This window comes from Streptomyces yamdrokensis (assembly GCF_053890455.1).
The window spans coordinates 3937224-3957583 of the sequence record NZ_CM132679.1 but is presented as its reverse complement, the minus strand read 5'-3'; the positions used below and the strand labels follow the sequence as shown (position 1 = coordinate 3957583).

The 20360-nt window shown below is 69.4% G+C and carries 15 protein-coding genes; 5 read left to right on the top strand and 10 right to left on the bottom strand.

Translation table 11 applies throughout. The features are described 5' to 3' along the window. Nucleotides 1-200: 200 nt before the first annotated feature. The 4 genes from cydD to hisC form a co-directional block, all read right to left on the bottom strand. Nucleotides 201-3752: a thiol reductant ABC exporter subunit CydD gene (cydD, locus tag ACWZEH_RS17490; RefSeq protein ID WP_456192123.1), complete on the bottom strand. Its 3552-nt coding sequence runs from the start codon at nt 3750-3752 to the stop codon at nt 201-203. A gap of 12 nt (nt 3753-3764) precedes the next feature. Then, a complete protein-coding gene (gene cydB, locus ACWZEH_RS17485) occupies nt 3765-4769 on the bottom strand; it encodes a cytochrome d ubiquinol oxidase subunit II (protein ID WP_456192122.1) in 1005 nt (334 codons plus the stop codon). 21 nt (nt 4770-4790) lie between these two features. Continuing rightward, entirely contained in the window at nt 4791-6296 is a 1506-nt protein-coding gene (locus ACWZEH_RS17480; RefSeq protein WP_456192121.1) for a cytochrome ubiquinol oxidase subunit I, read from the bottom strand. Between the two features lie 261 nt (nt 6297-6557). Beyond that, a complete protein-coding gene (hisC, locus tag ACWZEH_RS17475) occupies nt 6558-7637 on the bottom strand; it encodes a histidinol-phosphate transaminase (protein ID WP_456192120.1) in 1080 nt (359 codons plus the stop codon). 571 nt (nt 7638-8208) lie between these two features. Between hisC and ACWZEH_RS17470 the strand changes: the two genes are divergently transcribed. From ACWZEH_RS17470 to ACWZEH_RS17460, 3 genes are all read left to right on the top strand, one after another. After that, nucleotides 8209-9321 carry a LacI family DNA-binding transcriptional regulator gene (locus tag ACWZEH_RS17470; protein WP_456192119.1) on the top strand — a complete coding sequence of 371 codons (1113 nt, stop codon included), beginning with the start codon at nt 8209-8211 and terminating at the stop codon, nt 9319-9321. 404 nt (nt 9322-9725) lie between these two features. Continuing rightward, nucleotides 9726-10817 carry a metallophosphoesterase gene (locus tag ACWZEH_RS17465; protein WP_456199650.1) on the top strand — a complete coding sequence of 364 codons (1092 nt, stop codon included), beginning with the start codon at nt 9726-9728 and terminating at the stop codon, nt 10815-10817. Between the two features lie 183 nt (nt 10818-11000). Beyond that, nucleotides 11001-11855 carry a hypothetical protein gene (locus ACWZEH_RS17460; protein WP_456192118.1) on the top strand — a complete coding sequence of 285 codons (855 nt, stop codon included), beginning with the start codon at nt 11001-11003 and terminating at the stop codon, nt 11853-11855. 228 nt (nt 11856-12083) lie between these two features. Here the strand turns inward: ACWZEH_RS17460 and ACWZEH_RS17455 are convergent, their stop codons facing one another. Both ACWZEH_RS17455 and thiC read right to left on the bottom strand, forming a co-directional pair. Then, nucleotides 12084-13595 (bottom strand): VWA domain-containing protein, encoded by a 1512-nt coding sequence (locus ACWZEH_RS17455; protein ID WP_456192117.1) that lies wholly within the window; start codon nt 13593-13595, stop codon nt 12084-12086. Between the two features lie 130 nt (nt 13596-13725). Further along, entirely contained in the window at nt 13726-15540 is a 1815-nt protein-coding gene (thiC, locus tag ACWZEH_RS17450) for a phosphomethylpyrimidine synthase ThiC (RefSeq protein ID WP_456192116.1), read from the bottom strand. Between the two features lie 256 nt (nt 15541-15796). Between thiC and ACWZEH_RS17445 the strand changes: the two genes are divergently transcribed. Next, a complete protein-coding gene (locus tag ACWZEH_RS17445; RefSeq protein ID WP_456192115.1) occupies nt 15797-17551 on the top strand; it encodes a YibE/F family protein in 1755 nt (584 codons plus the stop codon). Nucleotides 17552-17680: 129 nt separating this feature from the next. Here the strand turns inward: ACWZEH_RS17445 and ACWZEH_RS17440 are convergent, their stop codons facing one another. The 4 genes from ACWZEH_RS17440 to ACWZEH_RS17425 all read right to left on the bottom strand — a co-directional run bounded on the left by ACWZEH_RS17440 (nt 17681) and on the right by ACWZEH_RS17425 (nt 19922). Then, nucleotides 17681-18115, bottom strand: a complete 435-nt coding sequence (locus ACWZEH_RS17440) for an SsgA family sporulation/cell division regulator (RefSeq protein ID WP_042163260.1) — start codon at nt 18113-18115, stop codon at nt 17681-17683. A 98-nt stretch (nt 18116-18213) separates the two neighbouring features. Then, nucleotides 18214-18939 carry an IclR family transcriptional regulator gene (locus ACWZEH_RS17435; protein ID WP_456199648.1) on the bottom strand — a complete coding sequence of 242 codons (726 nt, stop codon included), beginning with the start codon at nt 18937-18939 and terminating at the stop codon, nt 18214-18216. Nucleotides 18940-19241: 302 nt separating this feature from the next. Beyond that, nucleotides 19242-19454: a DUF5326 family protein gene (locus tag ACWZEH_RS17430; protein ID WP_456192114.1), complete on the bottom strand. Its 213-nt coding sequence runs from the start codon at nt 19452-19454 to the stop codon at nt 19242-19244. A gap of 150 nt (nt 19455-19604) precedes the next feature. Next, nucleotides 19605-19922: a cupin domain-containing protein gene (locus ACWZEH_RS17425; protein WP_042163256.1), complete on the bottom strand. Its 318-nt coding sequence runs from the start codon at nt 19920-19922 to the stop codon at nt 19605-19607. A 59-nt stretch (nt 19923-19981) separates the two neighbouring features. Between ACWZEH_RS17425 and ACWZEH_RS17420 the strand changes: the two genes are divergently transcribed. After that, nucleotides 19982-20359, top strand: a complete 378-nt coding sequence (locus ACWZEH_RS17420) for a phage holin family protein (RefSeq protein ID WP_456192113.1) — start codon at nt 19982-19984, stop codon at nt 20357-20359. The last annotated feature ends 1 nt before the right edge of the window (nt 20360 follow it).

Genomic DNA, 20360 nt, shown 5'->3' with positions numbered 1-20360 from the left:
CAGCGATCCTGGCCCCCGTCCCGTCCCATGGCCCTGTTCTCGTCGTACGCCTGGGGGACCGGACGACCCGGATGGACCAGCGATACCGCCGAACAGAGGTACACGGGGCCGTGATTGACAGGACGTCAAGCGTTCTTCCGTCACGTACGCCCGTACCGGGTGTACGCGCCTCGTGCCGCATGCCCGCCCCTCGTGCCCGGTCAGCCCACCTTCACCAGCTCCACCAGCCGGTCCGACTCGGCCTCGCGCCGCGCCATCCGCCGCAACGGCCCGGCTGCGGCGGCCAGTTCCTCGTACGCACCGCGTTGCACCACACGCCCCTCATCCAGCACGATCACCTCGTCCACCGCCTCGAGCCCGGACAGCCGGTGGGTGATCAGCAGCGTCGTACGGCCCTCGGTGGCGGCCAGCAGGTCTGCGGTGAGGGCGTCGGCGGTCGGCAGGTCGAGGTGCTCCGCAGGCTCGTCCAGTACCAGGACGGGGAAGTCCGCGAGCAGCGCCCTGGCCAGCGCCAGCCGCTGCCGCTGACCACCGGAGAGCCGCGCCCCGTGCTCGCCGACGAGTGTGTCCAGGCCGTCGGGCAGGCTGTCGGCCCACTCCAGCAGCCGGGCACGGGCGAGCGCGTCGCGCAGCTCTTCCTCTGTGGCTTCACGCTTGGCGAGCAGCAGGTTCTCGCGTACGGAGCTGTCGAAGAGGTGGGCGTCCTGCGCGCACAGCCCGACCAGCCCTCGTACGTCGTCGCCGTCCAGGGCGTACGCGTCCACGCCGGCCAACGTGTACGAACCGGCGCCTGGATCCAGGAACCGCAGCAACACCTGTGCGAGCGTCGTCTTGCCGGAGCCGGACGAACCGACCACCGCGATCCTGCGGCCCTGCTCCAGCCTCAGGTCCAGCCCGGCGAGCGCGTCCCGTCCCTGCCCGGCGTGCCGGGCCTCCAGGCCCTTGACCACGAGCGGGAACGGCGACGCGGGCGCCTGCCGGGGCTGCTCCGGCTCCTGTACGGGCACCGGGGCATCCAGCACCTCGTACACACGCTCGGCGCTCTTGCGCACCCTCTGCCGGTACTGCACGGCGAGTGGCAGTCCGAGTACGGCCTCGAAGGCCGCGAGCGGGGTGAGGACGACGACGGCCAGTGCCACTCCGTCCAGCCGGCCGGCGGCCACCGCCTGGATGCCGACGACGGCCGCGGCCGTGACGGTCAGACCCGAGACGAGTGCGATGAGGCCGTCACCGAGAGCGGTGGCGGTGGCGGCGCGCGAGGCGATCCGGGTGAGTACGCCGTCGGCCCGCCGGGTCTCGGCGGTCCGCGCGGGCAGGGCCCCGGCGACCGTCAGCTCCCCGGTCCCGGTGAGCAGGTCGGTGACCTGGGTCGCGAGGACTCCGCGGGCGGGGGCCAGTCTGCGCTCCGCACGCCGGGCCACCGCGCCCGTGAGGAGTGGCAGACCCGCCCCCGCCACGAGCAGCCCGACCGCGAGAACGGCACCGGCCTCGGGCAGCAGCCAGGCCGTGAAGCCGACGGACAGGGCCGAGACGGCCACCGCCGTACCGGCCGGCAGCAGCCAGCGCAGCCAGTAGTCCTGGAGTTCGTCCACATCGGCGACCAACCGGGAGAGCAGATCGCCCCTGCGGACCCCGCGCAGTCCGGCGGGCGCCAGCCGCTCCAGCCGCCGGTACACCGCGACCCTGGTGTCGGCCAGCATCCGCAGCACCGCTTCGTGCGACACGAGCCGCTCGGCGTACCGGAACACGGCCCGCCCGATGCCGAAGGCCCGGGTCGCCGTGACGGCGAGCATCAGGTACATCACGGGCGGCTGCTGCGAGGCCCGGGAGATGAGATACCCGGATGTCGCCATGAGGCCCACGGCGCTGCCCAGCGCAAGGCTGCCGAGCAGCAGCGCGAGCGTGAGCCGCCCCCGGTGGGCACCGGACATGGCCCGGACGCGGGCCAGCGCGCCCCCCGCTCCGGCCGACGCGACCGGCCCGGTCGGCGCCGGGCTCCCGGAGTCGACGGGCTCGGCCCTCTCCGCCTGTTCCCAGTCGAGTGCGGGCTGTACATCCGCCCGTTCCCGGCCGGTACCGGGGACGGTGTCACCGTGCTCGGGCTGCGGCCGGTCACCGGGCGCGGGTCCGGTCAGCCGCACCACGCGGTCCGCCACCGCGAGCAGCGCCGGACGGTGCACCACCAGCAGTACCGTCCGTCCGGCCGCCAGGCGCCGTACCGCCGTCACGACCTCGGCCTCGGTGGCACCGTCCAGTGCGGCCGTCGGCTCGTCCAGCAGCAGCACGGGCCGGTCCGCGAGGAACGCACGGGCGAGCGCGAGCCGTTGCCGCTGCCCCGCGGACAGCCCCGCCCCGTCCTCGCCCAGCACCGTTTCGGTGCCCTCGGGCAGCGCGTCCACGAACTCCAGGGCACCCGCGTCCCGCAGAGCCCGGCGGACGGCCTCGCCGTCCGCGTCGGGCCGGGCCAGGCGCACGTTCTCGGCGACCGTCCGGGCGTACAGGTGCGGCCGCTGCGGCACCCAGGCCACCTGGCTGTGCCACTGGGCCGGATCGATACCGGTGAGATCGGCTCCCCCGATCCGGGCCCGCCCCTCGGTCGGCCGCACGAAGCCCAGCAGCACGTTCAGCAGCGTCGACTTGCCCGTCCCGCTCGGCCCGACGAGCGCGACCGTCTCCCCGGGTTCGACGGAGAACGACACGTCCGACACGGCGTCCGACGACCGTCCGGGATAACGGACGGTCACACCCTCGAAGGACAGGGCACCCGACGGCACCGCCGCGGCTCCCGGGGCCGGAACGGGTGTCTCCAGGACCTCGAAGATCTCCTCTGCGGCGGCCAGTCCCTCCGCCGCCGCGTGGTACTGCGTGCCGACCTGACGCAGGGGCAGATAGGCCTCGGGCGCGAGGATCAGGATGAGCAGGCCGATGTACAGGTCCATGTCGCCGTACACGAGTCGCATGCCGACCGTCACGGCGACCAGTGCCACCGAGACGGTGGCGAGGAGTTCCAGCGCGAAGGAGGAGATGAAGGCGATCCGCAGGGTCCGCATGGTCGCCCTGCGGTACTCGGCGGTGATCCGCCGGATCGACTCCGCCTGCGCCTTGGCCCGCCCGAACACCTTCAGCGTCGGCAGCCCGGCCACGACGTCCAGAAAGTGGCCGGACAGCCGGGACAGCAGCTCCCACTGTTGGTCCATCCGGGACTGGGTGACCCAGCCGATCAGCATCATGAAGGCCGGGATGAGCGGCAGGGTGACGACGATGATCGCCGCCGAGACCCAGTCCTCGGTGACGATCCGCGCCAGCACCGCGACCGGAACGACCACCGCGAGCCCCAACTGGGGCAGGTAGCGCGAGAAGTAGCCGTCGAGGGCATCGACCCCGCGGGTCGCCAGGGCCACCAGAGAGCCGGTCCGCTGCCCGGTCAGCCACCCCGGGCCGAGCGTCGTCGCCCGCTCCAGCAGCCGGCCTCGGAGCTCCGACTTGACCGCCGCACTCGCCCGGTGCGCGGCCAGCTCGGTGAGCCAGCCGACCAGGGCACGGCCGACCGCGACACAGGCCAGAAGCACGAGGGGAGTGCCGAGGTCCGCCACGTCCATGCCGTGCTGGAAGGAACCCACCACCACCTCGGCGATGAGCATGGCCTGAGCGATCACCAGCACCGCGCCGACGACACCCAGGGCGACCACCGCCACCAGGAAGAGCCGTGTGGCCCGGGCGTAGCGGAGCAGTCGCGGATCGATTGGTTTCACGTGAAACACACCTCAGTGCACGGGATCGGCGATGTGCTGGGTACCGATCCGCTTGCGGAAGACCCAGTACGTCCAGCCCTGGTAGACCATGACGAGCGGCGCAGCAATCACCGTGAGCCAGGTCATGATCGTCAATGTGTAGTCGCTGGAGGAGGCGTTGGTGACGGTGAGACTCCAGTCCGCGTCCAGCGTGGACGGCATGACGTTCGGGAAGAGCGTCAGGAAGAGCATCGTCACGGCGGCCACGATGGTGACACCGGACAGGGCGAACGACCACCCCTCGCGCTCTGCCTGGTTCGCCACCAGCGCGGTGACCAGGGCAGCCACCGTGACGACCATCGCGACCAGGCTCGCGCCGTCACCGCGCTCGATCTGCGTCCACACCAGGAAGACCAACGCGAGGACAGCGGTGATCAGCCCCATTCGCAGGGCCGTCTGCCGGGCCCTGCCCCGGATGTCACCGACGGTCTTGAGCGCGGCGAACACGGCGCCGTGGAAGGTGAAGAGCGTCAGCGTAACCAGACCGCCCAGCAGCGCGTACGGGTTGAGCAGGTCCCAGACGTTGCCCACGTACTCGAACTCGGCGTCGAGCTTCACTCCACGCACGATGTTGCCGAACGCCACGCCCCAGAGGAACGCGGGGAGGAGCGAGGTCCAGAAGATCGCCGTCTCCCAGTTGCGCTGCCAGCGTTCCTCGGGCCGCTTGACCCGGTACTCGAAGGCGACACCGCGGATGATCAGGCAGACCAGGATGACCAGCAGCGGCAGGTAGAAGCCGGAGAAGAGCGTGGCGTACCACTCTGGGAAGGCCGCGAAGGTCGCACCACCGGCCGTGAGCAGCCACACCTCGTTGCCGTCCCAGACGGGGCCGATGGTGTTGATCAGCACCCGTTTCTCGGCGCGGTCACGGGCGAGCAGCCGGGTCAGGATCCCGATCCCGAAGTCGAAGCCCTCCAGGAAGAAGTAGCCGATCCACAGGAAGGCGATCAGAACGAACCAGACGTTGTGCAGTTCCATGACTCTGTGGCTCCCTCGGGCCTAGTACGAGAAGGCCATCGGCTTGTCGGCGTCCCGGAGGTCGCCACCGATCTTCGTGGGCGGGTTGAGATCGGCCTCGGTGAGTTCGGGCGGGCCCGCCTTGACGTACTTGGCGAGCAGCTTGACCTCCACCACGGCCAGAGCGGCGTACAGCAGGGTGAAGACGGTCATCGAGATGATGACCTCGGCCTGGGAGACTCCGGGGGAGACCGCGTGCCGGGTCTGCATCACGCCGTAGACGACCCAGGGCTGCCGGCCCATCTCGGTGAATATCCAGCCCCAGGCATTGGCTATCAGGGGGAAGGCCATGGTCCAGAGCGCCAGGAGCCAGTACAGCCGGGTGAACCTCGCGCCCAGCGGCTTCTTCAGCAGCACCAAGTGCGGCACCTCGTCCTCCCCGGTGCGCAGGGCCGGAGGCACCAGGAACCTCTTCCTCGTGAGCCAGAGTCCCAGCAGCGCGAGCGAGAAGGAGGCCATGCCGAAGCCGATCATCCAGCGGAAGCCCCAGTAGGCGACCGGCACGATGGGCTTGTAGTCACCGGGGCCGAACTGCTCTCGCAGGGCTTCATTGGTGTCGTGGATGCCGGGCACGTACGAATCGAAGTCGCCGTGGGCGAGGAAGGACAGCAGCCCGGGTATCTCCAGGGCGACCTCGTTGTGCCCCTCGTCGACGTCGCCGTACGCGAACACGGAGAACGGAGCCGGGCTCTCGCCCTCCCACAGCGCCTCGGCGGCGGCCATCTTCATGGGCTGCTGCTCGTACATGACCTTGCCGAGGGTGTCTCCGCTGATCGCGGTGAACATGCCTCCGACCGCCATGGTGACCAGCCCGAGCCGGAGCGACGTCCGCATCACAGAGATGTGCTTCTTGCGCATCAGATGGAAGGCGGCGATGCCGACCATGAAGGCGCCGCCGGTCAGCGCGGACGCCGAGAAGCTGTGGAAGACCTGGTTGAGCGTGGTGTTCTGGGTGAGCACCAGCCAGAAGTCGGTGAGTTCCGCCCGCCCCTTCTCCTCGTTGATCCGGTAGCCGACCGGGTGCTGCATCCAGGAGTTGGCCGCCAGGATGAAGTACGCCGACAGCAGCGTGCCGAGAGAGACCATCCAGATACAGGCCAGGTGGATCTTCTTGGGCAACTTGTCCCAGCCGAAGATCCACAGGCCGATGAAGGTGGACTCGAAGAAGAAGGCGACCAGGGCCTCGAAGGCGAGCGGGGCACCGAAGACGTCACCGACGAACCGCGAGTAGTCGGACCAGTTCATGCCGAACTGGAACTCCTGCACGATGCCGGTGACCACCCCCATCGCGATGTTGATCAGGAAGAGCTTCCCCCAGAACTTCGTCGCCCTGAGGTACTTCTCCTTCCCGGTGCGCACCCAGGCGGTCTCCAGCCCGGCCGTGAGAGCGGCCAGCGAGATCGTCAGAGGAACGAAGAGGAAGTGATAGACGGTGGTGATACCGAACTGCCATCGAGCCAGTGTCTCCGGCGCCAGAGCCAGGTCCACGTCGCCGCTCCTTACATCGCCGTGGTCACAACGACCTTTTGACCCTGTTCGCCCCCCGCATCTCGGAGGAAACAGGATGCGCTTGTGAACGCGTTCACATTCACAAGCAATTATGACCTACCGCTTTTCGTATCTGGAAGGGGGGTCCCCTGTGACGTCAACCCCTTCTCGGCGACGGCGGAAACACGGGAGTGCCGGGCGACGGCCGCCCCGTCGCCCGGCACTCCCGAACCTGCTCCTGACCGTGTGCGGCTACGGCCGCTACAGCTCCTTGCGGAAGGTTTCCGTCACCTTCAGGAAGATGTCGTTCGCCTCGGTCTCGCCGACCGTCACCCGCACGCCCTCACCGGGGAAGGGCCTGACGACCACCCCTGCCTGCTCGCACGCCTGCGCGAACGCCGTCGTGCGCTCTCCCAGCCGCAACCACACGAAGTTGGCCTGGGTCTCGGGAACCTCCCAGTCCTGGGAGCGCAGTGCTTCCACGACACGGTTGCGCTCACACACCAGCGAGCCGACCCGTCCGATGAGCTCGTCCTCGGCACGCAGCGAGGCGATCGCGGCGTCCTGTGCGACCTGGCTCACACCGAACGGCACCGCCGTCTTGCGCAGCGCCGCGGCCACCGGCTCATGGGCGATCGCGAAGCCGACCCGCAGCCCCGCCAGACCGTAGGCCTTGGAGAAGGTCCGCAGGACGCAGACGTTGGGCCGATCCCGGTAGAACTCCACACCGTCCGGGACCTCGGCGTCACGGATGAACTCGCGGTACGCCTCGTCGATCACCACCAGGACATCACGGGGCACCCGGTCGAGGAAACGCTCCAGCTCCGCCCGTCGTACCACCGTGCCGGTCGGGTTGTTGGGGTTGCAGACGAAGATCAGCCGGGTCCGTTCGGTGATCGCCCCGGCCATCGCGTCCAGATCGTGCACATCGCCCGGTGTCAGCGGCACCTGCACGGCGGTGGCACCGCTGATCCTGGTGATGATCGGATACGCCTCGAACGAACGCCACGCGTAGATCACCTCGTCGCCGGGGCCCGAGGTGGCCTGCAGCAGCTGCTGGGCGACGCCGACCGAGCCGGTGCCGGTGGCCAGGTGGGAGGCCGGGACGGCGAAGCGCTCGGACAGCTCAGCCATCAGAGACGTACAGGCCATGTCGGGGTAGCGGTTGAAGGCGGACGCCGCGGACGTCACGGCCTCCATCACCCCCGGCAGCGGTGGATAGGGGTTCTCGTTGGAGGACAGCTTGTAGGCCACCGGGCCCCCGGCCGCCGCCGGCCTGCCCGGCTTGTACGTGGGAATACCCTCCAGCTCGGCGCGCAGCTTGGGGCTCGTCTCGCTCACCGCAGTCCTCCTCCGAAGACCGGCGGCCCTAGACCGCCGCCGACATCCAATACTGCTCACCTTAAGAGGATTCGGCGTCACTGCGTAGACGCGTACAGCAGCGGCACGGACGGGCCCGCCCACCGGGGCCCGGGTCACGGGTGCGGTCCGGCGTGCGTGTCGGCGGGCACGCCGTGGCCCGCGTCGGCGTGGACACCGAGGGACGGGGCGGCCTCACGAGAAGCGTCGAAACGATCAGCTCCTGAGCGCATCGGTTCCTTCGACAACACGGGCATCGCCCTACGAAGGCGCACAAAGGGCGTCCGCACAGGGGGCGCGCCTCACATATATCTACGCGCCGGTGGCTCGCGCCGTGGCGCGCATCCCTCATGCAGGTGAGTTGAGACCTCTTCGCAACATCGCCCCCTCGACAGGCCCGCATGCGCCGACACGCCAGGTCTCGGCGTTGGAACGTTCAACCTCCTTGTTTTCCAAGGAGGTCAATCCTTAATGATCATGCAGAAACGTGCCTGTCAATGCGTGCATATGCGTCCGCCCTACCCCACCGTATGAGCCCTACTATCGGCTCGCCATGACAGCAGCAGGGAAGCACCAGGTGAGCCGCGCGGAAACCTCACGCCGAAGCAGCAGGCCGGGTCGGGCGGGCATCAGGGACGTGGCCGCCGCAGCCGGAGTATCCATCACGACCGTCTCCGATGCCCTCAACGGCAAGGGCAGACTCCCGGACGCCACCCGGCGCCACGTCCGCGAGGTCGCCGACAGACTGGGCTACCGTCCCTCGGCCGCCGCCCGTACGCTCCGTACCGGCAAGTCGGGGCTCATCGGCCTGACCGTGACCACGTACGGGGAAGAACCTTTCACCTTCACCGAGTTCGCGTACTTCGCGGAGATGGCGCGCGCCGCCACCTCCGCCGCACTGGCCCGCGGCTACGCCCTCGTGATCCTCCCCGCGACCTCCCGCCACGACGTGTGGTCCAACGTCGCTCTGGACGGCACGGTCGTCATCGACCCCTCGGACCAGGACCCGGTCGTCAGCGAACTGGTCCGGCAGGGGCTACCGGTCGTCTCCGACGGCCGCCCGGCCGGCTCGCTCCCGGTCACCGCCTGGGTGGACAACGACCACGAAGCGGCGGTCCTCGGGATCCTCGACCACCTGGCCGACGCCGGCGCCCGCCGCATCGGCCTGCTGACCGGGACCACGACCGACACATACACCCACCTGTCGACCACCGCGTATCTGCACTGGTGCGAACGCGTCGGCCAGGAGCCGGTGTACGAGGCCTACCCGGCGCACGATCCGTGCGCGGGCGCCGTCGCCGCCGACCGGCTGCTCGCCCGTCCCGACCGCCCTGACGCCGTCTACGGCCTCTTCGATCCGAACGGCACCGATCTGCTCGCCGCCGCACGCCGCTACGGCCTGCGCGTCCCGGACGACCTGCTGCTGGTCTGCTGCAGCGAGTCGACCGTATACGCCAACACCGAGCCGCCCCTCACCACGCTCTCACTCAAACCGCGCCGCATCGGCACGGCGGTGATCCAGTTACTCATCGACGCGATCGAGGGCGTCGACTCCGAACACACGGTGGCGCAGGTCATACCCACCGAGCTGATCGTGCGCACCTCGTCTCAGCGCCGCCCGCCGCGCACGACGGTCAGCCCGCCGCGGTCACCGGAGCGGACGTGACGGAGCGCGGGACCCGACAGCGGGCGGAGCGGAAGGCGGTGGCAGCGGCGGCTCCCGGAAGGGTGGGGCCCTTGCCTCCGCGGGAGTGCGGCGCCGTACTCCCGCGGCCTTCCCACGGTTTTCCTCAGCCGCTCCTCCGGTCTTCCCCGGAGCCCTGCTCCGCGGGAAACGGGCCGGCCTTCCCAAGGCAGCGGCCGGGATCGACTGGGGAGCCCGCACCGCCGGACGGCTTCCGGGCGGGCCGAATACCTGACCAATCAGGAAAAAAGCCGCGGTGAACTGGAGTCGTGCTCCGATTCACCACCCCTGGGTCATCACACGGCGCGATCCACATTCCTATGATGGGCCCACGACACCGCGGGCCGCTGCGACCAGGCAGTCCGACGCGGTGCAGTTGCGGCTTGATGGTGGAGGGGTCGATGACTCAGGGGGCCGGTCAGGGACCCGGGACGAAGCGCACAGCGACGGTGCGTGACTTCCGGGTACCCGCTTACGTCCACGAGACCGGTCCGTACGCCCACAGCATGCACCCCGGCGACGTGGTCCCGCCCTCCGAGGCGAGCCATCCGGAGGGATACACGCCCACGCAACGGGACCTCCCGGTCATCAATCGGGGTGACACTGTGCAGGTGACCGTCGACCCCGCGTCCGTACCCGCGCCACAGCCCGCCACCGGGCCCGGCCCGCTCTACGTGGTCGGTGACGTCCACGGCTACCTCGACGAGCTGGTGGCCGCCCTCCAGGAGCAGGGCCTCGTCGACTCCGCGGGCCAGTGGTGCGCCGGCCCCGCGCGGCTGTGGTTCCTCGGCGACTTCACCGACCGCGGCCCGGACGGCATCGGCGTCATCGACCTCGTGATGCGGCTGTCCGCCGAGGCCGCCGCGGCCGGTGGTTACTGCAAGGCCCTGATGGGCAATCACGAACTGCTGCTGCTCGGCGCCAAGCGGTTCGGCGACACCCCCGTCAACTCCGGTGCGGGCACCGCCACCTTCCAGGCCGCCTGGCTGCTCAACGGTGGGCAGAAGACCGACATGGACCGCCTCCAGGACCACCACCTGCAGTGGATGGCCCGCCTCGACGCCGTCGAATCCGTCGACGACCACCTGCTGCTGCATTCCGACACCACCGCCTATCTCGACTACGGCCGTTCCATCGAGGAAGTCAACGACACCGTCCGCGAGACGATCACCCGGAACGACGCCGACGAGGTCTGGGACCTGTTCCGCAAGTTCACCAAGCGGTTCTCCTTCCGCGACGAGGGCGGTGCCGAAGCGGTGCGTTCCCTGTTGGATACGTACGGCGGCACCCGGGTCGTTCACGGTCACAGCCCCATTCCGTATCTGCTGGGCGAAGTGGGCCCCGAGGACGGCGAGGACGACAACGGTCCCGTCGTCGAGGGCCCGCACGTTTACGCCGAGGGACTGGCCATCGCGATGGACGGTGGCGTGACGATGGCCGGAAAGCTGCTGGTCCAGCAACTGCCTCTCGCGAAGTGAACGGTTGCCGGGCCCGGTCTCCCCGGCCCGGTCCGGCACCGAACCGAGGCCAATTTCGGTAAACCCCCTGTCACGGCGCACCGTCGGCGCTCTACCATCGGCGTATCCGTAGCAGGCTCCCCTCCGTTTCTGCCCAACGGCTCGTCAGCATGCCGAGCCACAAGCCCTACGGAGCATCGGGGGATGCACATGAACAGCGTTCCGCAGCATCTGTTGACCGAGGACCGCCAGGATTACGTGCGTATTCTCGATGAGGCGCTGCGCTCCGCACCACAACGCCCGGAACTGACCACTGTCGGACAGCGGCTCACCTCCGAACAACTACGCACGATGGCGCTCAACGCCACCGCGATCATCACGGCGGCCGCGGCGACCGAGTACCAGCACTACACCAAGGTCCGCGAGGAACTGCGCCGGCCACCGGCATCGTCCACCCCGCCCACGCGCGCGTCCGAGCCGGAGCCGGGCACGGCGGGGATCGCCACGACCGTGGGAGAGGCCGTCGAGACCGCCGGCGCGGGTGCCGTCGTCGCCGTTCTGGCACCTGTTCTGGCCGGAACCGCGGCCGCGATATTCCTGCTGGTCGGTTACGTCCTGCGCATGCTCGATCCCAGCGCGGCCTTCGCCCGGACCATGCTCACCACGGGCTGGACATTCGGCGCCGTGACCGCGGTCGCCATCCTGGTCGCCGCGGTGGGTCTCCTGCTCACCGCACTGCGCAACAAGCCCTCGGCCCGAAGCGGGCCGTACGGCGAAGCCGACAAGGAGATGACCCTGGCCAGGGAAGCCTGGCACGAGGCACTGCTGGAGCAGGGGATCGTCCCGTTCCTGCGGGACGCACTCGCCGACCCGGGTACGGCGGCCGCACTGCACTGTGCGGCACCGGCCGAACCGGCCGGCCGTATCCCGCATCTCGGCTACGACCGGCCGGGGTTCACCAGCCCCGGTGAGGGTACGAACCGCGGACGACGGCCGAGCTACTCGAGCCCCGACTACACCAGTCCGGACTTCGGAGGGCCGGAACACAAGCCGGAATAGCCGGAACAACCGAATGAGCCGGCCCCACCGGAGCCGGCCGAACCGGATGAGCCGGCCGAACCGGATGAGCCGGATGGGCCTGCCGGATGGACCACGGTATTCGGACGGTCCGGCCGTCGGCTCGCGCTCCCTCGCCGGCGGAGCCCGTTCCCGAGGCTCTGCGCCGAGGGGCGTGAGCCGGGTACCCGGCGTGGCGCCCTGTGCCCTTACCGGTCCGGGCCGCGGCTGTCAGGAACGGAGAATGCCCGCCCGGACCGCTGCGGTGATCCACTGAGGGAACTCGGACAGCAAGCGGTCGTACAACTCCGGGTCCGGCACGGTGCCGATGTCGTCGACGGCAAAGAACCCGACGTTGTCGACAAGGCGCCCTGGCAGCGTGTCGAACCGCTCCAGCACACCGTAGTTCGCCCGGCCGAGGCCCACGAACTGCCAGAAGATCGGCTCCTCCACCGCTTCGCGGAGCTCCCGCTCGATCTCTGCGTTCCGGTAGACACCGCCGTCGGAGAAGAACAGCACGAGCGTCGGGGCCGCCGCGGGGCTGTGCCTGACGAACGAGCGGACCTCGGCGATGACCTTCTGCTCCTCGTTCTGGATACCGACCCCCCGCATGTCGACCTGGCTCGGGTCCAGCCCTTTCTTCCGCCCGCGCCGGAAGAGGCTCATCTCCCCCACCCGTACGTGCAGCCGGAGCCATTCGGGCAGCTCGCCCAGGAGCAGGTCCGGCAGCCGCGCCGGATTCGAGGCGAACGTCCAGGCCTGCATCTCACCGTCGTCGTCCAGTTGCGCGGCGACCGCGGCCATACGTTCGACGACGTCCGCCACAACTCCCTTGGAATACAGGAAGGACATGGAACCGGAGGCGTCCAGTACGAGGATGACGCGTGCGGTGACCCCGGTGGCCCCGTGCTTACGCAGACTGACTGCCACCTGTTCCTTGCGCAGTGACAGCCGCTTGCGCATGTCCACCGGCAGCCGCTCCTCGCCCTTGGTGAGCCGCGGAGCGGCCGACGGGACGGCCGATTGCGCGGAGGGCGGCCCAGGGGGCCCCGGGGCGGAGGCGGCGGGCGCGGCCGAGGGCTGGGGCGGGAGCGGGGTGGTGGGTACCGCGGGTGGGACCGGCGACACCGCGGGCGCGACAGGGGGCGTCGTCGCGCCGGGTGCCGTGGTGGAGCCGTCAGCCGTCGTGGAGGCCGCTGCCGCCGGGGAAGCGTCGTCCACGGTGATACCGAAGTCGGTGGCCAGCCCGGCGAGCCCCGAGGCGTACCCCTGCCCCACCGCGCGGAACTTCCACTTTCCCTGCCGCCGGTACAGCTCGCCGCCGATGAACGCGGTCTCCGTTCCGGCCACCATGTCGAACCGCGCGATCTCGGCCCCCGTACCGGCGTCGAGCAGCCTGAGCACCAGTCCCGGCACCTGACCGAACGTCCCGCCGTCGGACGACGCGCACAGCACGATCCGCTCGACGGCCGGTTCCAGCAGGCGCAGGTCCACCTCGATCGTGTCGGTCACGGCGCCGGCGGCGCTCCGCTTCCCCAGGTGCGTCACGGCGTCGGAGGTGTGCCGCGGCTGGTTGTAGAAGACGAAGTCGCCGTCGTCCCGCACCCGCCCGGCCTCCGTGAGCAGGAGAGCCGACGCGTCGATGTCGGGTACACCGGCTCCGGCCGCCCAAGCGAGCTCGACGTGCACCGCCTGGGCGTCGACGGGAAGGTTGGACCCTTTGCTCATTGCTCTCGCTGTCATGGGATCCAGTCTGCCGACCTGTCCTCCCAGGAGGGGAGGGGGGCGGGCCCGAACGGCCCGCCCCCCTCGTCCTTCCGGTTCGCTTGTTCGTTTTGTTCGTTCAGTCCGTCTCAGTCCGTCTCAGTCCGTCTCAGTCCGTCAACGGCAGATACACGCGGTTGCCTGCCTCTGCGAACTCCTTCGACTTCCGCAGCATCCCCTCGGAGATCTCCTCGGCCGACGCGCCCTCCGCCGAAGTCCCGCCGAACCGCTCCGTGATGCTCCGGCTGATCTTCATGGAGCAGAACTTCGGTCCGCACATCGAGCAGAAGTGCGCCGTCTTCGCGGGTTCCGCCGGAAGGGTCGCGTCGTGGAACTCGCGTGCCGTGTCCGGGTCGAGGGCCAGGTTGAACTGGTCCTCCCACCGGAACTCGAAGCGCGCGTCGGACAGGGCGTCGTCCCACTCCTGCGCCCCCGGATGCCCCTTGGCGAGGTCGGCGGCATGGGCGGCGATCTTGTAGGTGATGACGCCGGTCTTGACGTCGTCACGGTCGGGCAGGCCCAGGTGCTCCTTGGGCGTGACGTAGCAGAGCATCGCCGTACCCCACCAGGCGATCATCGCCGCACCGATACCGGAGGTGATGTGGTCGTACGCGGGCGCGACGTCCGTCGTCAGCGGGCCGAGCGTATAGAACGGGGCTTCATCGCAGATCTCCTGCTGAAGTTCGATGTTCTCCTTGATCTTGTGCATCGGGACATGTCCCGGTCCCTCGATCATGGTCTGCACATTCAAACGCCTGGCGACCCGGTTGAGCTCCCCGAGCGTGCGCAGCTCCGCGAACTGGGCCTCGTCGTTGGCGTCGGCGATCGAGCCCGGCCGGAGACCGTCACCGAGCGAGTAGGTGACGTCGTACGCCGCGAGGATCTCGCAGAGTTCCTCGAAGTTCTCGTACAGGAACGACTCCTCGTGGTGCGCCAGACACCATGCCGCCATGATCGAGCCGCCGCGCGAGACGATGCCCGTCTTGCGGTGGGCGGTGAGCGGCACATACGCCAGCCGTACGCCCGCGTGGACCGTCATGTAGTCCACACCCTGTTCGGCCTGTTCGACGACCGTGTCCTTGTAGATCTCCCAGGTCAGTTCCTCGGCCCTGCCGTCCACCTTCTCCAGCGCCTGGTAAAGCGGCACTGTGCCGATGGGGACGGGGGAGTTGCGCAGCACCCACTCCCGGGTGGTGTGGATGTTGCGGCCGGTGGACAGGTCCATGACCGTGTCGGCACCCCATCGGGTCGCCCAGGTCATTTTCTCCACCTCCTCCTCGATGGAGGAGGTCACCGCGGAGTTGCCGATGTTGGCGTTGACCTTCACCAGGAACCGCTTGCCGATGATCATCGGCTCGATCTCCGGATGGTTGACATTGGCGGGCAGCACCGCGCGGCCTGCCGCGATCTCCTCCCGCACGACCTCAGGCGAGACGTTCTCCCGGAGGGCCACGTACTCCATCTCGGGCGTGATCTCGCCACGGCGTGCGTACGCCAACTGTGTGACCGCCCCGCCCGCGCGGCCCCGGCGCGGCTGACGGGGCCGGCCGGGGAACACCGCGTCGAGATTACGCAGCCCACCGCGCGGCGAGGTGTGCTTGATCCCGTCGTCCTCGGGGCGGACCGGACGCCCCGCGTACTCCTCTGTGTCACCGCGCGCAATGATCCAGTTCTCCCGCAGCGGCGCCAGCCCTCTGCGCACATCGGTGTCCACCAGGGGGTCGGTGTACGGGCCCGATGTGTCGTACAGCGTGACCGACTGCCCGTTGGTGAGGTGCACCTGACGGACCGGCACCCGCAGATCGGGGCGTGTGCCCTCGACGTACGCCTTGTGCCAGCCGATGGACTTCCCGGCCTCCTCCCGCACCGACGCTTCCGTCGGATCCTGGGTGGAGGCAGGCGTGCGTGCGTCCTTGTTGGTCATGAGACCTACTCCCTACGCCGGCATTACCCGGTAACAGGTTCAGCGGTCGACGCAGCGGCTTCCGTCCGTCGGCGTTCCGTGTGAAACATCACTCGGACAACGGTGATGTTTCATGTGAAACGTCGTTGGGACGGAGGTCAGCGTCCTCTCAGCCCGGTGCTCCGAGCTCCCGCGTGTACAAAAAGGTGCCTCCACGCTAGCGGGAATTGTGGCGCGGTGAACAGAGGGCCCTCGTTGTTCTTGCGATGATCGGGCGGTGACCTCGACGCAGCCTCCCCCGTACCCGCCGCCCGAACCACCCCGCGGCTCCGGCGCCCGAATCGGCGGCGACCGTGGCAGAGGGCCCGCACCCGACCACGGCCTGGACCCTGAGGACGGCCGGGGGGACGGTCCCGGCTCCGGAACCTGGTTCGGGCCTGGGCACGGTCCCGGCGAAGCGCCGGCGGCGCAGAACCACCTGCCCGGCCGGAGCCCGGGTCACGGACCGAGACAGGGACAAGAAGGGCAGGGCGGGCAGGGCGGGCAGGGCGGGCAGGGCCAGGGTCGAGTCCGCGGCCAGGATCACGGGCCTGGTCATGACCACAGCCCGGACCCCGGTGGCGGGGGCCGCGGGCGTAACCCGAACTCCGGTGGAGGCCCGAACTCGGGCGGCGGGCGCGGCGGCCCGCCCCCGGGCGACGGCGGGCACCAGCGCAGTCCGGGCTCCGACGGCGGGCACGGGCACAGTCACAGCCATGGCCCGGCCGCCCCTGTCTCGAAGCACCTGCGCAGGGTCATCGCGGCAGTCCTCATCCCGTTCGGCGCTGCGGTGCTGATCGGTCTCGCGGTGCTGTGGCCGGGTGGCGCACCCGGCCACGAACGCACCGGCGTCGGCTTCGACCGGCAGACGCAGCAGGCCACCGTCACCACGGTGGACGAGGTGAGCTGTTCGTCCGTCAACGCGTCCGGAGGCGTCCCGACCGGCGACACCTCGACGGCCGAGGGGTCCTCCGCACAGCAGCAGGCGGACGGCACGTGCAAGAAGGCTACGATCCGGGTCGACACCGGTGACGACGCGGGCCGCACCTTCACCGAGATCGTGCAGCCGGACCAGTCACGGCAGCTGAGCGAGGGTCAGGAGGTCGTGGTCGCCTACGAGCCCTCCGCGCCCGAAGACCTCCAGTACTCGGTCGCCGATGTGAACCGGCGCGTGCCGCTGGCCCTGCTCGCCGGCATCTTCGCGGTCGCCGTCGTGGTCGTCGGACGGCTGCGCGGCGTGATGGCACTGATCGCGCTGGCGGTCAGCTTCCTGGTGCTGAACTTCTTCATCCTGCCCGCGATCCTGCAGGGATCGAACCCGCTGGCCGTGGCGGTGGTGGGGGCGAGTGCCATCATGCTGCAAGCCCTGTATCTCTGCCACGGACTGTCGGCACGCACCTCCGTGGCGGTGCTCGGCACCCTGATCTCGCTGCTGCTGATCGGCGTTCTGGGCTCGGTCTTCATCAGCTGGGCAGCGCTGACCGGCGACACCGACGACAACACCGGGCTGATCCACGGCCTTTACCCCGACATCGACATGAGCGGTCTGCTGCTGGCCGGCATCATCATCGGATCGCTCGGTGTCCTTGACGACGTGACGGTCACACAGACGTCGGCCGTCTGGGAACTGCACGAGGCCAACCCGTCGATGGGCCGGCGCGGGCTGTATCGCGCGGGCATCCGCATCGGACGTGACCACATCGCGTCCGTCGTCAACACCCTGGTCCTCGCCTACGCGGGCGCCGCACTGCCCCTGCTGCTGCTGTTCTCCATCGCACAGAGCAGTGTGGGGACGGTCGCCAACAGCGAGCTGGTGGCGGAGGAGATCGTGCGTACGCTGATCGGCTCGATCGGTCTGGTCGCCTCGGTGCCGGTCACCACGGCGCTGGCCGCCCTGGTGGTCTCGGCCGACCGTCCGACGGCACAGGCGGCCGAGGAGGGCGTCCGGGTGGCTCCGGCACGCGGCGGGCGGGGCAGACGCCGCAAGCGCTGACCCGCTGCGCCGGACCGCGCCGCCGACCTGTGACCGTCCGTCTTCCCTCCCCGGCGAGCAGCCCTCCGACAGCCGGTCACCGGCTACGGGCCGGCCGGACCGCCGCCGGCTACCCGGTGGGGGAACGCTTCACCCGGCGCTCTGCTCCGCCAGAATGCGGTCCAGCGCGTCGTCGAGGTGGGCGTCGAAGTCGGCGAGCGCCCCCTCCTGGCCCAGCGGCACCAATTTGTCTGTGCGGTCGAGGAAGGCCACGAGCGGCGCCGTCGACGAGCGGAACAGCGCGTGGTCACCGCCGACCTGAAGGCGGATCAGCACCTCGCCCAGGGCGTCGGGATCGACCGGCGATACGCGTACGTCACCCTCGCCGCACGGTCTGCCCACGCCGTCGATCAGCAGCTCCCTGCCGAACGCCCAGGTCACCGGCGCGTCACCGGGAAGATGGAAGGTCAGCCGTACGGCATAGGGATCACAGGTGTCGTAGCGCAGCTCCACCGGGATACGGAAGGACAGCTCCTCCGACACGAGAAAGCTCATCATGACCTCTGCCTGCACGGACTCGCGCATCGCCTACCCCGTCATTCGCTACGGACCGGCCGGGAATGGACCCCTGACACTAGGTGAATCTTGCTCAACGTACACGATGGATCACAAGGAGTGAGTTTTCAGATACTGATAGAGAGTGCCAGTGGCCCCAGCAGACGGCCCACTTCCGTCTGCAACTGCTGGGCGGCAGGATGCAGCCGGTGGACCTGATGCACCGGTAGGGAGACGGCGACCGTCGCGGCCGTGGCACCGGCTGTGATGGGAACGGCCGCACAGACCGTGCCCAGCGCGTACTCCTGCCGCGCGAACACCGGCGCCATGCGACGCGTCCGCTCCAGGCGCCGGAGCAGGCTGTGCCCGTCGCGCACGGTGTACGGCGTGACGGGCTGCACGGGGTAGCGGTCGAGGTGGTCCCGGCGGGCGGCCTCGTCGAGCTGGGAGAGCAGGCACTGTCCGATGGCGTGCGCGTGACCGGTCGCCCGGAAGTCGGCCCGTTCCTGGACCGCGGGATGACCCGGGGTTTCGGAGACGCACACCAGGTCGATCTCGCCCTCGCGGTACACCGCGTAGTACACGGGAGCCCCGATGGCATCACGCCAGCGCGCGAGCGCGTCGACGACCGTGCTGCGACGTTTCTGCGGGGCTCCGGTACTGGTCAGCCGCTCGGCCGCGTCGCCGAGGAAGAACAGCCCCTTGTCGCGGCGCAGATAGCCCTCGTGCACCAGGGTGCGCAGCAGGTGGTAGGCCGTGGGAAGCGCCAGCCCCGTCTCGCGGGCCAGTTGTTTGGCCGGGGCCCCGTACTCGTGTCCCGCGACGGACTCCAGCAGGCGCATCGCGCGCTGCACCGAGCCGATGAGGGTCACGGTGGGCGCCGGCTCGGAGGCCGCCCTCGCACGGGGCTGGCAGGGAACGGCGGACAGATGTGCGGGGACGGTGGCAGCCGTGGCCAAGGGTCACTCCCGGAGCGAGGGGGCAGCCCGTGCGGGGGAACACGGGTGGGGGTGTACGCCGCTCGCGGGGATCGTCCCCGCATGGCTTTCCGGACTCTAACCGCCTGTCACCGCAGACAGACGGTCCGTCCGGGAAACTTCCCCCGCCCGAGGGAACCGGCGTCGGCTGTTACCGCTTCACCGGCTTCCCGCGGGGCTCACCAGTCGCCGCGCGACGTCGAACTCGACGTGAACTTCCGTACCACGTAGATGAGTCCGCCGACCAGGGCGACGAAGACCAGCACCTTGAAGAGCAGTCCGATCACGAAGCCGACCACGCTGGCTATCAGGCCGCCGAACACGACCAGGGCGATGACGGGCACCGCGATCCACTTCATCCACCACGGCAGTCCCATGAAGATCTCTCGCATCGCCTTCGTCCTTACCTGCTCCGCCCGTCTCATACCGGGTCGCGTGAATGATGTCCTGCACTCGATGCTAGGGCGGCAGGAGCCCTGCCGGGGGCCTCGGACCCCTTGTCCTCCCCTGAGCGGTCCCCTAGGGAACCCGAAGACCGCAGCTCAGCTCTCGGGCGGAGAGAACACCACCAGGACCCTCAGATCCTCACTGATGTGGTGGAACTTGTGCGCGACCCCGGCCGGCACGTACACGACGCTGCCGCGGGCCACCTGCGTGGTCTCCATGCCGACGGTGATGGCCGCCCTGCCGCTGACGACGAAGTACACCTCGTCCTGGCCGTGCGGCTGCTGCGGATCCTGCCCGCCCGCATCCAGGGCGTACAGACCGACCGACATGTTCCGCTCACGCAGGAACTGGAGGTAGGCGCCCTCGTTGGCGGCGCGTTCGGCCTCCAGTTCGTCCAGCCGGAATGCCTTCATAGCCTTGTCCGCCCCTGCCTCACTGCTCATGCCCGGTCCTGTCTGCCACGATCAGACACATGAAGAATTTCGTAGTCAAGACGATCGCCAACGCCGCGGCCCTCGCGGTCGCGGTGTGGCTGATCGACAAGATCTCCCTGTCCGGCGACAGCACGGGCAAGGAGATCGGTACCCTCATACTCGTCGCGTTGATCTTCGGCGTGGTGAACTCCCTGGTCAAGCCAATCGTGCAGCTCCTCAGTCTCCCGCTGCTCATCCTGACGCTCGGGCTGTTCACGCTGGTGGTGAACGCTCTGATGCTGCTGCTCACCTCCTGGCTCGCCGACGTGGTCGACCTGAGCTTCCACGTGGAGGGCTTCTGGACGGCCGTGCTGGGCGGTCTGGTCATCTCGGTCGTCTCCTGGGCCCTCAGCGTCGTCCTGCCCGACGGAGACTGAG